Source organism: Gilliamella sp. B2785 (genome assembly GCF_026537005.1).
Lineage (GTDB): Bacteria > Pseudomonadota > Gammaproteobacteria > Enterobacterales > Orbaceae > Gilliamella > Gilliamella apicola_E.
Window position 1 is genome coordinate 276,800 of sequence record NZ_JAFNNC010000002.1, and the last position, 12,254, is coordinate 289,053.

The following is a 12,254-nucleotide window of genomic DNA, read 5'->3' on the forward strand; positions in this document are numbered from 1 at the left end:
TTATTAAGTAAAGTCATTTTTTGATCTCAAACAGAACTTAACAAAACTGTTACTTAAAATTATAAATAAAATTCGTCATTTTACCACTGAAATCAGTGTTTCTGCCACTCTTTCTGTCGAATTTATAATGGATAAACTTTTCGCTTTTACAGCCATTTCAACTAATTCTTGTCGACTTAGGTTTGAAAGTAATTGAAATAATGAATCAACATTAAAATCAGGCTGTTCAATAATCTTAGCAGCATCAATATCAGCTAAAGATTTTGCATTCCAAAATTGCTGGCGATCTTTATGCATAAAAGGAACAAAAATAGCACCAATACCAACAACTTCTATTTCACTCACAGTTAATGCACCGCTTCGACAAATAACTATATCAGCCCAGCTATAGGCTTCTTTAACATCACTAATAAATTCTGTTACTTGGTTAATGTTACAGTTCTGATAATATTTAATTACATCATCTAACATTCCTTTGCCCGTTTGATGCCAAACAATAAATTTATCAGACAATTTTGAAATTGCTTGAGGAACAACAGTATTGATTACTTTGGCGCCTTGACTACCCCCCATAACCAAGACTCTAATAGGGCCTTGTCTATTTTTGAGTCTTTCACTGGGTTCTTCAATTGTTAATAAGTCACTGCGAACTGGATTACCAACCACTTCAGCATTTCTAAATGCTGTTGGAAAAGCTTGTAAAACTTTAGTTGCAATTTTAGCCAAATATTTGTTTGTTAATCCCGCAATGCCATTTTGTTCATGTAGTACCACTGGAATACCTAAACTTTTGGCAGCTATTCCACCAGGCCCTGAAACATACCCGCCCATACCTAAAACAACATCAGGACGATACGCTTTTAAAATTTTCCTAGCTTGTAAAACAGCTTTCAATATTTTATAAGGCGCTTTTAATAATGCTAGTTTACCTTTGCCACGTAGGCCAGATATTTGAATAAAGTCTATTTCAATTCCATTTTCAGGCACTAACTGTGCCTCCATACGATCAGCTGTACCTAACCATCTTACTTGCCAACCTTGTTTCATTAAATGATGAGCAACAGCAATACCAGGGAATACATGCCCACCAGTACCACCAGCCATGACTAATAACTTTTTCATTATTTAATTGACCTTATTCTTGCTTGAGCTTGTTGTTGTCTGAACTCAAAATCTATTCTTAGTAATATTGCAACTGCAATACTCATTACAATAAGGCTTGAGCCTCCATAACTAATAAATGGCAAAGTTAAACCTTTTGTAGGTAACATACCGGATGTTACACCAACATTAACAAAAGTTTGAAAACCAAACCAAATGCCAATTTCACAAGCTAAATAGCCTGAAAATTGAGATCCTTCGTTTAACGCCCGATATCCTATAGCTAATGCTTTAAATGTTAGAAAGAAAAGTAATAACAACAAAGCTACGACACCGATATATCCATACTCTTCTGAAATAATTGAAAAAATAAAATCAGTATGACATTCAGGTAGATAGCGTAATTTAAAAATAGAATTACCAATTCCTTGTCCAGTTATACCACCATTACCAATAGCCATTAATGAAGCAACAAGCTGATAACCGGCTCCAGTGGCATCTTGCCATGGATCAAGGAATGTCATTAAACGTGTCAAACGGTAAGATTCATATAAAATAAGGCAAGCAACTGCACCAACCCCAGTTAGTAAAATGGCAATAAATTGCCATAATTGAGCACCAGCAATAAATAAAATGCCGATTGTGACCATGAATAATACAATCACCGTACCTAAGTCAGGCTGTTTTAGTAATAAAATTGATAAAACAGCCATCACCACCATAGGTTTAAAAAAGCCCCAAAATCCGTTTTGAACTTCATCTGATTTACGAGCTAGATAACCTGCTAAAAATAGAAATAATGATAATTTAGAAAGCTCAGCTGGTTGAAAATTAAAAACACCTAACGGAATCCAGCGCGACGCACCATTAATTGAAGAACCAATCCCCAAAACCACTATCAGCATGATAATTGAAATAATTAATAAAACTGATCCAAATTGTTGCCAACGTTGCATAGGAATATATAAAGCTATACACATTAAAAATAACGACATTCCAATTTGGATTAACTCGCGTTGGGTATAAAAGAAAGGAGCACTTTCACTAAATGCCATTGATGAGGATGTCACCATAATTAAACCAAATATCATTAAACCAATCACTGTCCAAAGCAATTGGTTATCGAAAGGAATATTTGGATTTACTTGTTTTCTTATCCAAAAGAATGTCATTTTTCACCCCTTTGAGTATACTGCTTAGCAAGTTGTGCAAAAAGATTTCCGCGCTCAATGTAATTTTTAAACTGATCTAAACTTGCACAAGCAGGCGAAAGCAACACCACGTCTTTTGGAGCTACTTTTTTAGCTATACATTCAATAGTTTCAGTCATCGTTTCTGTAATCGTTGATATATTAGGCGCTAAATTAGCAAGTAAATTTCGATCTCGTCCAAAACAGAAAATTTCAATATTTCTATCTTTTAAATAAGGAATCAAAGGTGAAAAGTCTGCTGATTTGCCATCTCCACCTAGCAATAAAAACAATTTTCCATTACATATAACACTATTTAAAGCAGCTTCTGTACTACCTACATTTGTTGCTTTAGAGTCATTAATCCATTTTACCCCATTGCTCTCAAATACTAACTCAAAACGATGAGGTAAACCCTGAAAATTAGCAATAGTTTTCAAACTTGAATCACGATCAATGTTTAAACTATCGGCAATAGCTAATGCTGCTAATGCATTCAAATAATTATGACATCCAATTAATTTCATTGCGTTAGTCGCTAGGACTGGCTTTTGTTGTGCAATCAAGTATTCATAATTATCATCTAAATGATAATCTCCAGCCTTTATTCCAAATGAAACACAGTGGTGATGATTATTCTTTGGTTTAGTTAATTTATCATCCTGATTAATTACACAACATTTTGCATTGTGATAAATGCGTTGTTTAGCTTCAGCATACTGCATTAAACCAAGAGGATAACGATCCATATGGTCTTCAGAAATATTCAATATTGTTGCCACAGAAGCTTGTAAGCTTGATGTCGTTTCTAACTGAAAACTTGAAAGTTCTAACACATAAATATCACAATCTTGTTTTAATAGTGAAAGAGCAGGTTCACCGATATTGCCTCCTACGCCAACTTTTAATCCAGCCTCTTTGACAATATCCCCAACCAATGTAGTAACGGTTGTTTTACCATTTGCCCCTGTAATAGCAATAATTTTTTTATTTTTGTCTTGATTAACTTCACGGCAAAAAAGCTCGACATCACCAACAATCTCAATACCTTTTTCAGCGGCTTTTTGTAATTCAGGTGTAGATAATGCAATACCAGGACTGGCAATAATCATATCTGCTTCAAATAGCCAGTCTATATTTAGATTTCCTAAATGATAAATAACACGATCATCTAATTGCTCTAATCCTGAAGGAGATAAACGTGTATCAATCACTTTCGGTATAACATTCTGAGCAAGAAAATAGTCAACACACGAAAGTCCTGTTATCCCTAATCCGATAATAACAACTTTTTTACCTTGATAGTCAACCATGATGCAATCCTACTCTATTTTATTTAACGTAATTTCAAGGTTAATAAACCAATTACGACTAACATCAGTGAAATAATCCAAAACCGAACAATTACTCTTGGTTCTGGCCAGCCTTTTAATTCATAATGATGGTGAATTGGTGCCATTTTGAAAATTCGTTTACCTCTTAATTTGAACGAACCTACTTGCAAAATTACAGATAGTGTCTCTATAACAAAAATGCCACCCATTACTAATAATAAAAATTCTTGCCTCAGTAATACTGAGATAATCCCAAACACACCACCTAAAGCTAACGAGCCTACATCACCCATAAAAACCATCGCTGGATAGGTGTTAAACCATAGAAAGCCAAGACCTGCACCAATGATTGCAGTACAAACAATCATTAGTTCGCCACTAAATTTGATATATGGAATATGTAAATATGCAGCAAAGTTAACATTACCTGTCGCCCAAGCAACAAGAGCAAAACCAGCAGCTACAAACACAGTTGGCATAATTGCTAGGCCATCTAAACCGTCAGTAAGATTTACTGCATTACCTGCACCAACAATAACCACATAAGTCAGTAAAATGAACCATAACCCTAATTGCGGCATAACATCTTTGAAAAAAGGAACAACTAATACTGTTACGGAACTATCTTTCCCATATGCATAAAGACCAAAAGCCACAATTAATGCAATAACTGACTGCCAAAAATATTTCCACCTAGCAATTAACCCCGCAGTATTTTTACGGATAACTTTTAAATAATCATCAGCGAAACCAACAAGACCATAACCAAGTAAAACAAATAAGGTTACCCAAACATAAGGATTTCGTAGATCTGCCCATAGAAAAACAGAAAACGAAATAGAAGCTAAAATAAGCGTTCCACCCATTGTTGGTGTTCCCTTCTTACTTAAATGAGATTCAGGACCATCGTGGCGAATAACTTGACCAATTTGTAATTTTTGAAGCCAATCAATTACTTTTTGCCCCATAATTAACGAAATTGCCAATGATGTTAATAACGCAAGAATAGCCCTTACCGTTAGATAAGAAATAACATTAAAAAAAGTAAAATATTTAACTAAATATTCTGATATCCACACCAACATAATTTTTAATCCTGACCTGTTTTTAATTGAATTTCTGTGATTAATTCTTCCATTCTTGCACTACGTGAACCTTTAACTAACATAGTTAAGTTTGGATATTTTTGTAATAACGCTAACAAAAACTCCACTGCTTTATGTTTATCAACAAAATGGTGTCCAACACCACTAAATTGGCTAATCAATTCGCTTAAATCACCAACACTAACAACACAATCAATTTTTTGTTGTTTAGCTAATTCACCAATTTGTTGATGATAATTTTTTGCGTTATGTCCCAATTCCGCCATATCACCTACAACTAAAACTCGATAACCTGGTTGAGTTGCTAAAACATTAATAGCAGCCGACATTGATCCAACATTAGCATTATAGGAATCATCCCAAATTAATTGAGTTTGATTTAATTTAATTGGGTAAAGACGCCCTTTCACAGATTTCGACGTTGCTAATCCCTTCTTAACTTCTATTAAAGTTGCACCTACTGATATTGCTAAAGCTGCAGCAGCAATTGCATTAGATACATTATGCTCACCAACTAATGGTAAGGTGATTTCACTCTCACCAATTGGTGTGCACAATGTGAAAATAGTCTGATCCATTACTTTTATATTACTAGCATAAAAATCAGCAGAAGAATCATGTAAAGAAAAGGTCCAAACAGTTTTATTATTTAGCTCTTTTAACCAATTATCAGAACAACTATCTAAATTAATAATCGCGATGCCGTTTTCTGAAAGCCCTTCAAAGATTTCACCTTTAGCTGTTGCTACCCCTTCAAGTGAACCAAAACCTTCAATATGAGCTAAAGCAATATTATTAATGAGTGCACTATTAGGTTTAACTAAACGAATGGTATAAGCAATTTCACCAATATGATTTGCACCCAATTCAATAACTGCAAATTGATCTTGCTTTGATAATCTTAATAACGTTAATGGAACTCCAATATCATTATTAAAATTACCTTGAGTATAAAGTGTTTCACCACACTGCTGTAAAATAGTAGCAGTCATTTCTTTCACAGATGTTTTACCTGATGAACCAGTCAACGCGACAATTTTAGCTGAGCTTTGATCTCGCACAAATGAAGCGATTTGACCTAATGCTAAATGGGTATCATTTACTACTATTTGAGGAATATCATCGTCGAGTTTGTGATTAGCAATTACCAAACAAGCTCCATCTTTAATAGCTTGTTTAGCAAATAAATGACCATCAAATTTATCACCCACTAATGCAATAAATAGTGATTTATGAGTAATTTTTCGTGAATCAGTACAAATTTCTTCAATAGTTAATCTCTCATCTTGAATATGATAAGAAGTCCCATTAACTATTTTTTCAACTTGCTTAATATCTAAAGGAATCATGATTGATTCTCTACTCCTAAAATCTGTTTTACGGTTTCTTGATCTGAATAATGATGCTTTGTTATACCTATAATCTGATAATCTTCATGTCCTTTCCCAGCTATTAGAATAACATCATCAGGTTTGGCTTGAGCTAGGGTCTTTGTGATAGCTTCAACTCTATCAGTAATAACTTGTGTATTTTTAACGTCAGTTAGCCCTTCTTGTATATCATGAATAATTTTTATTTCATCTTCAGTACGAGGATTATCATTAGTTAATACAATTTTATCGGCAAACTGTTCAGCAACTTCCCCCATTAATGGTCTTTTACCTGTATCTCTATCGCCTCCACAGCCAAAAATCACCCATAATTTACCTTTGCAATGAATGCGGCTTGCTTGTAATGCTTTTTGTAGAGCGTCAGGTGTATGCGCATAATCAATGATTACCGTTGGGCTATTTTTCACGTGTATCACTTCCATGCGACCACATATTGGCTTAAGGTACGATGCCATATTGACTACTGCAAAAAATGGATAATCAAGTGTTAGTAATGTTGCGATTGCTAATAGTAAATTTGATACATTAAATTCACCTAGTAATCGGCTATGAATAATGGCATTACCCCAGCTTGATTCCATGTGAATTTCGGCACCTTTATCATGATATTCAATCATTGACACACCAACAAAAGGGTTGTCCATCATCTTCAAGCGTCGCAATGACTTAGGTTGGCATGATACTGCAGTAGCTTTTGATAATTTATCAATCCAACGTCGTCCATAAGCATCATCATAATTAATAATGGGTTTTCCTGAACTAGCTACCTGCTTTTCTTTTTCATCAGAACTAAATAGCGACCATTTTGCCTTAGCATATCTATTCATCGTTTTATGATAGTCAAGATGATCTCGGCTTAGATTAATAAATACTGTCGCTGCACAATGTAATTCTTTTACCCGATTCATCGATAACCCATGGGAAGAAATTTCCATTGCCACAACTTGAACACGTTTTGCTACAAAATCAGCTAGATAAGACTGAACTTCTACAGCAGATAAAGTTGTGTTTGGCGAGGGTTCGAGATGATTGTAAACACCATTACCAATCGTGCCTAACAATGCGGATTTTTTATTTAATAAAGTTGCACATTGTGCAATCAACTGCGTAATTGTCGTTTTACCGTTTGTCCCTGTTACTCCAATTACAGATAAATGTTTAGAAGGCGAATGATAAAAATCAGCTGCAATTTTTGATAATTTTTGAGAAAGTTGAAACACACTTATTTGTGGAATAACTTTCTCGTCTTTTTGATTTAGGTAATCAATTTTCAAATCATTTGATTTTCTGTTTGTTTCAGTTAGAACAAGTACAGCACCTGATGAAATTGCTTGAGGAATAAAATCTTTACCATTAACGGTATACCCTTTAATAGCTACAAACACATCTCCTTTTTGCACTTTCCGACTATCAATTACTAATTGATTAAGCGGGAAATCATCTACTGGTAGTTGATTCCCACCTAATAAGTTATATAAAGTTTTAAATGTGCTTGTTGCCATTATTTATTACCTATTAATATACAATCATTTGACCATCAACTTGACGATCTGGTTTTACATTCATTGTTCTAAGAACTCCCCCCATAATACGGCTAAAAACAGGGGCTGAAACAGAACCACCATAATATTGCCCAGCTTTTGGATTATCGATAACAACAACCAGTGAATATTTAGGTCCTGTTGCTGGTGCAATACCCGCGGTATAAGCTAAATATTGATTAACATATCGTCCACCAGATAGTTTTTTAGCTGTACCCGTTTTAACACCTACACTATATCCAGGGACAGAAGCTTTGGTACCACCTCCAGTCACAGCAACCGCTTCCATTAATTGCACTACTGTTTTAGCTGTTTTTTCAGCTACAACTCGTTTACCTTCTACTGGCTCGTTAATTTTTAATATTGAAACAGGTCGATAAACACCATAGCTACCGATAGTTGCATAAGCCCTAGCTAGCTGTAGTGGGGTAACACTTAATCCATAACCAAAAGAAAACGTCGCTCTTTCTATATCAGCCCATTTTCTTGTTCTATCAGCAGCAATTGAACCACTCACTTCTCCACCTAAACCGAGTTCAGTTGGTTGTCCTAACCCAAAACGGCTATAAAACTCAACAAGGTCACCTGATTGCATTTGTAAAGCTAACTTACTCACACCGACGTTACTTGATTTTTCAAGGATACCAGCCAAATTTAGGGCTTTTTGATAAGACACATCTTTGATTTCATAACGATTTACCAAAAAAGGTCTAGTATCAATAACCGTGTTTAAATCAGCTATTTTTTTCTCTAATGCAGCCATAACAACTAAAGGTTTAACTGTTGAACCTGGCTCAAATGCATCTGTTATCGCTCGATTTCGTAATAAACTATAATCAATTGAAGAGCGATTATTCGGGTTATAGGATGGACTGGTTGCCATGGCCAATATTTCACCCGTGTGAACATCAATTAAAACAGCTGTGCCACTATCAGCTTTGTTAAATTCCACAGCTTGACTAAGTTCACTGTAAACGAGCGATTGTAAACGTTCATCAATACTTAATGTCAAATCAGAAGCAACTTCACTTTCAGTCCTTTCTAATTCTTCTATAACTCTACCAACACGATCTCGCCTAACAACACGTTGTCCTGATTCACCAATCAGCCATTTATTAAAGCTTTTTTCAATTCCTTCTGAACCTTTTTCCGTTCCATTTTCATCAATGTCAGTTAAACCAATTAATTGTGCTATATTTTCAGCTGCTGGATAATAACGTTTAGATGTTTTGGCAAACGAAATACCAGGTAATTTTAATTGTTTTAAATAATCCGATATTGTTGGTGTAATTTGTTTAGACAAATAAACAAAACGCATCGATGGATTACTCAATTTTTGCTCTAGTGTCGACATTGGAATATTCAATGTCTTTGCTAATCCTTGCCAACGGATATCATTAGGATCAACTCCGCCTTTTTGTACAACAATTTTCGGATCAGCCCAAACATCATACATAGGTACACTAACAGCCAATGCTCTGCCATTACGATCCGTAATCATTGCTCGAGGTGCGCTCATTTCTTGATGACGAATTGAGCGTTTATTGGCTTCAGCAATTAACTTATCAGGTTCTATTATTTGTAAAATTGCCAATCGGACAAGTAAACCAATAATTGCTAAAATAATAAAACCATAAACAATATAAAATCGAGTGAGGGTAAAAATTTGTTTTTTACTATTTAATTTATTCCCTTTATTCGACTTTGTAGTATGTTTTACATTATCTCTTTTATTAGCAAACTTCATTATTTACTCTTTATCACAATAACGGTTTCATTTTGCGGTGTCACATATGACATACCCAATTGATTTTTAGCTTTATCTTCAACACGTTTTGGATCAGCAAGTACATTTTCCTCAATAACTAAATTACGCCATTCACTTTCTAAAACATCTTGTTCGAGTAATAATTGTTCACGTTCAAATAATTGTTTACGGACTTGCTGGGTTATAACTAATACAGCTCCAGCAGAAATAATAATAAAAACCAATAACAATAATGAAATTTTTTGATGGCCGAGCAAATCACTAAGGATTAATCCAAATAAACTTTTGCTGGGTCTTTTTTGATTGTGTATATCTACACTTGTTCTTTGATAAATTTCATTGTTACTATTCATTTTTCCTTTCTGCTATCCTTAATATCGCGCTTCGAGAACGCGGGTTACCATATATTTCATTATTGCTTGGCTTAATTTTGCCAAGTGATTTTAATTTAGCATCACCATATTGTTTAATTTGTTGTTCTGTTAATGGTAAGCCAGCTGGTAAATTAGGACCTTTACTCTGTTTATTTATAAATTGTTTAACAATTCTATCTTCTAATGAATGAAAACTAATAACTGCAAGTCTTCCTTGAGCAGCAAGCACTGACAAACTGCTATTTAAGGCTTGCTCAACTTCTTCCAATTCACTATTTATATAAATGCGAATAGCTTGGAACGAGCGTGTTGCTGGGTGTTTATTTTTGTCTTTTTTCGGTGTTGCTTTTTCAATTAGATTTGCTAATTCTAATGTACGAGTAATTGGTGAAACTTTATTCTGTTCCACAATTGCACGTGCAATCCTTTTGGCAAACTTTTCTTCCCCAAAAGTTTTTAAAACCCATGCGATATCATTTTCATCACTATTTAGTAACCACTCACTTGCAGTTACACCTTTGCGGTTATTCATCCGCATATCAAGTGGTCCATCTCGCATAAAAGAAAATCCTCTTTCAGGATCATCTAATTGTGGAGATGAAACCCCCAGATCTAATAAAAAGCCATCAATATTACCTAACAACCCTAAATCATTGATATATTGATGTACATTCGAAAACTCTCCTCGAATAAAAGTAAACCTAGGATCGGTTATATTAAGTGCGGCTTGTTCAGCACGTTCATCTCGGTCAATTGCAATTAGTTTCCCTTGTTCGCCCAATTGTTCAAGAATTAACCTAGAATGACCACCACGCCCAAAAGTACCATCAATATAAATACCGTTTTTTTTTATATTTAATGCAGCCACAGCTTCATTTAACAAAACAGTTTTATGTTGATAATCCATCTTTATTTACTCTTATTAAATTGTTAGACTTTTTAAATTTTCTGATAAGTTTTCAACATCTGTTGATAATGTGGCAATGTCATCACTAATTTGTTGATACCAAATTGCTTCATCCCATATCTCAAATTTATTAGATTGGCCAACAAACATGGTATGTTTTTCTAGTTTTGCATAAGTACGTAAAGTTGGTGGAAGTAAAATACGTCCTGCATTATCTAAATTACATTCCGTTGCATAACCTAATAATAGTCTTTTAATTCTTCGTTCTGCTTCAACAACTGTTGATAATGTTGATAGCTGTAATTCAATTTTTTGCCATTCAGTCATTGAATAAAGTGTCAAACAGGGGTGATATAAACCAATGGTACAAACTAAACCATCAGGCAAAAATTCACGATAACGAGTAGGGATTGCTATTCGCCCTTTGCTATCTAAATTGACTGAAATTGCACCACTAAACATGAAAGCACCGTAATTGTTAATTTTTATTGTTTTTAAATTATTAAAAAATCAATATGTTAATTAAAAACCTATTTTTTACCACTTAACCCCACTTTTTACCACAAAAGTTACAAAAATAATAGATATTTAATCAATTAATTTCTAACAATTTAAGAAATTAATAAGATAATAAGTGAGCACTAACAAATTAAGTGAAGCGCTTAGAAATGGTAAGACGAAATTATTAACAGTGTTTATTAATATCCGAAACAAACCAATAATAAAAAAAGTCACAAATAATCAATTTATTAATGATTAAAAAATAGCTCAATAGGTGTTTTAATATAAGACCAGAAATGAGAGCTTTGCCAGTAAAACTGGCAAAGTTGATTGTCAGTTAAGATGCTGTCCAAAAACCAATTACATTGACTTTGTTTTGTTGCAGTATTGCACGAATTGGCATTTGATTAATATCATCTCCCTTTTCTGCTTGTTGTAATACCTGCATTTTGCTTTCTCCAACTAAATGCAGATAGATATTTTGACTATCTAAAATAGTTGGTAGTGTTAAAGTAATGCGGTCTAATGGAGCCGTCAATGGAGTCATTCCAACAACTTTGCGACCTGATTTCATATCCAAACCAGCCCGCAAATTTGCCGCACCCGGGAAAAGTGAGGCAGTATGACCATCTTCTCCCATTCCTAAGATTAAAACATCTAAAGGCATAGGAATTTTATTTAAAATTTTGTCTGTAATTTCTGCACCATCAAATGGATTATCACAACTATTTTTTAAACCTACAAAATTGGCCAATTTAGCTTTATTTTGTAATAAGTAAGTTAACACTAATTTTTCATTACTAGCGTCATCGGTATCATCTACCCATCTATCATCTACTAATGTAATAAAAACATTATGCCAATCTAAATCTTGTTGGCTTAATAGTTTAAATAATGGAATAGGTGTTTTACCACCTGATACAGCAATAGAAGCATGTCCCTTTTTATCAATAGCTTGTTTCAAATCTTTGACAATATAAGCAGCTAAATCTTCAATTAATAATTGACTATTTGGATATTTTTTTAATGTAAACATATTGT

General features: G+C 34.0%; 11 protein-coding genes. All 11 read right to left on the minus strand.

Annotation, left to right across the window (positions count from 1 at the left end):
• Positions 1-75: 75 nt before the first annotated feature.
• Positions 76-1,122, minus strand: a complete 1,047-nt coding sequence (gene murG, locus J3U24_RS03500; protein WP_267336712.1) for an undecaprenyldiphospho-muramoylpentapeptide beta-N-acetylglucosaminyltransferase — start codon at positions 1,120-1,122, stop codon at positions 76-78.
• Positions 1,122-2,273 carry a cell division protein FtsW gene (gene ftsW / locus J3U24_RS03505; protein ID WP_065562324.1) on the minus strand — a complete coding sequence of 384 codons (1,152 nt, stop codon included), beginning with the start codon at positions 2,271-2,273 and terminating at the stop codon, positions 1,122-1,124. Before ftsW ends, murG begins: the two co-directional genes overlap by 1 nt.
• Entirely contained in the window at positions 2,270-3,604 is a 1,335-nt protein-coding gene (murD, locus tag J3U24_RS03510) for a UDP-N-acetylmuramoyl-L-alanine--D-glutamate ligase (protein WP_267336711.1), read from the minus strand. Before murD ends, ftsW begins: the two co-directional genes overlap by 4 nt.
• A 23-nt stretch (positions 3,605-3,627) precedes the next feature.
• Entirely contained in the window at positions 3,628-4,710 is a 1,083-nt protein-coding gene (gene mraY / locus J3U24_RS03515) for a phospho-N-acetylmuramoyl-pentapeptide-transferase (RefSeq protein WP_065734813.1), read from the minus strand.
• Positions 4,711-4,715: 5 nt separating this feature from the next.
• On the minus strand, positions 4,716-6,080 hold the full coding sequence (murF, locus tag J3U24_RS03520) for a UDP-N-acetylmuramoyl-tripeptide--D-alanyl-D-alanine ligase (RefSeq protein ID WP_267336710.1): 1,365 nt from the start codon (positions 6,078-6,080) through the stop codon (positions 4,716-4,718).
• Positions 6,077-7,624 carry a UDP-N-acetylmuramoyl-L-alanyl-D-glutamate--2,6-diaminopimelate ligase gene (gene murE, locus J3U24_RS03525; RefSeq protein ID WP_220225122.1) on the minus strand — a complete coding sequence of 516 codons (1,548 nt, stop codon included), beginning with the start codon at positions 7,622-7,624 and terminating at the stop codon, positions 6,077-6,079. The genes murF and murE overlap by 4 nt, the downstream gene beginning before the upstream one ends.
• 13 nt (positions 7,625-7,637) lie before the next feature.
• Positions 7,638-9,410: a peptidoglycan glycosyltransferase FtsI gene (gene ftsI, locus J3U24_RS03530; RefSeq protein WP_081299465.1), complete on the minus strand. Its 1,773-nt coding sequence runs from the start codon at positions 9,408-9,410 to the stop codon at positions 7,638-7,640.
• On the minus strand, positions 9,410-9,784 hold the full coding sequence (gene ftsL, locus J3U24_RS03535; protein ID WP_065562329.1) for a cell division protein FtsL: 375 nt from the start codon (positions 9,782-9,784) through the stop codon (positions 9,410-9,412). The genes ftsI and ftsL overlap by 1 nt, the downstream gene beginning before the upstream one ends.
• The gene (gene rsmH, locus J3U24_RS03540) at positions 9,777-10,718 is read right to left on the minus strand and encodes a 16S rRNA (cytosine(1402)-N(4))-methyltransferase RsmH (protein ID WP_141673911.1); all 942 of its coding nucleotides are present in this window, start codon (positions 10,716-10,718) and stop codon (positions 9,777-9,779) included. The genes ftsL and rsmH overlap by 8 nt, the downstream gene beginning before the upstream one ends.
• 9 nt (positions 10,719-10,727) lie before the next feature.
• On the minus strand, positions 10,728-11,174 hold the full coding sequence (gene mraZ / locus J3U24_RS03545) for a division/cell wall cluster transcriptional repressor MraZ (protein ID WP_065562331.1): 447 nt from the start codon (positions 11,172-11,174) through the stop codon (positions 10,728-10,730).
• A 376-nt stretch (positions 11,175-11,550) separates the two neighbouring features.
• Entirely contained in the window at positions 11,551-12,249 is a 699-nt protein-coding gene (pgl, locus tag J3U24_RS03550; RefSeq protein ID WP_065734809.1) for a 6-phosphogluconolactonase, read from the minus strand.
• Positions 12,250-12,254 lie beyond the last annotated feature (5 nt).

Coding starts and splice junctions, on each gene's coding strand:
- murF (WP_267336710.1), bottom strand. CDS start 6,080: ATGATTCCTTTAGATATTAAGCAAGTTGAAAAAATAGTTAATGGGACT.
- mraY (WP_065734813.1), bottom strand. CDS start 4,710: ATGTTGGTGTGGATATCAGAATATTTAGTTAAATATTTTACTTTTTTT.
- murG (WP_267336712.1), bottom strand. CDS start 1,122: ATGAAAAAGTTATTAGTCATGGCTGGTGGTACTGGTGGGCATGTATTC.
- mraZ (WP_065562331.1), bottom strand. CDS start 11,174: ATGTTTAGTGGTGCAATTTCAGTCAATTTAGATAGCAAAGGGCGAATA.
- ftsI (WP_081299465.1), bottom strand. CDS start 9,410: ATGAAGTTTGCTAATAAAAGAGATAATGTAAAACATACTACAAAGTCG.
- murE (WP_220225122.1), bottom strand. CDS start 7,624: ATGGCAACAAGCACATTTAAAACTTTATATAACTTATTAGGTGGGAAT.
- ftsW (WP_065562324.1), bottom strand. CDS start 2,273: ATGACATTCTTTTGGATAAGAAAACAAGTAAATCCAAATATTCCTTTC.
- murD (WP_267336711.1), bottom strand. CDS start 3,604: ATGGTTGACTATCAAGGTAAAAAAGTTGTTATTATCGGATTAGGGATA.
- ftsL (WP_065562329.1), bottom strand. CDS start 9,784: ATGAATAGTAACAATGAAATTTATCAAAGAACAAGTGTAGATATACAC.
- pgl (WP_065734809.1), bottom strand. CDS start 12,249: ATGTTTACATTAAAAAAATATCCAAATAGTCAATTATTAATTGAAGAT.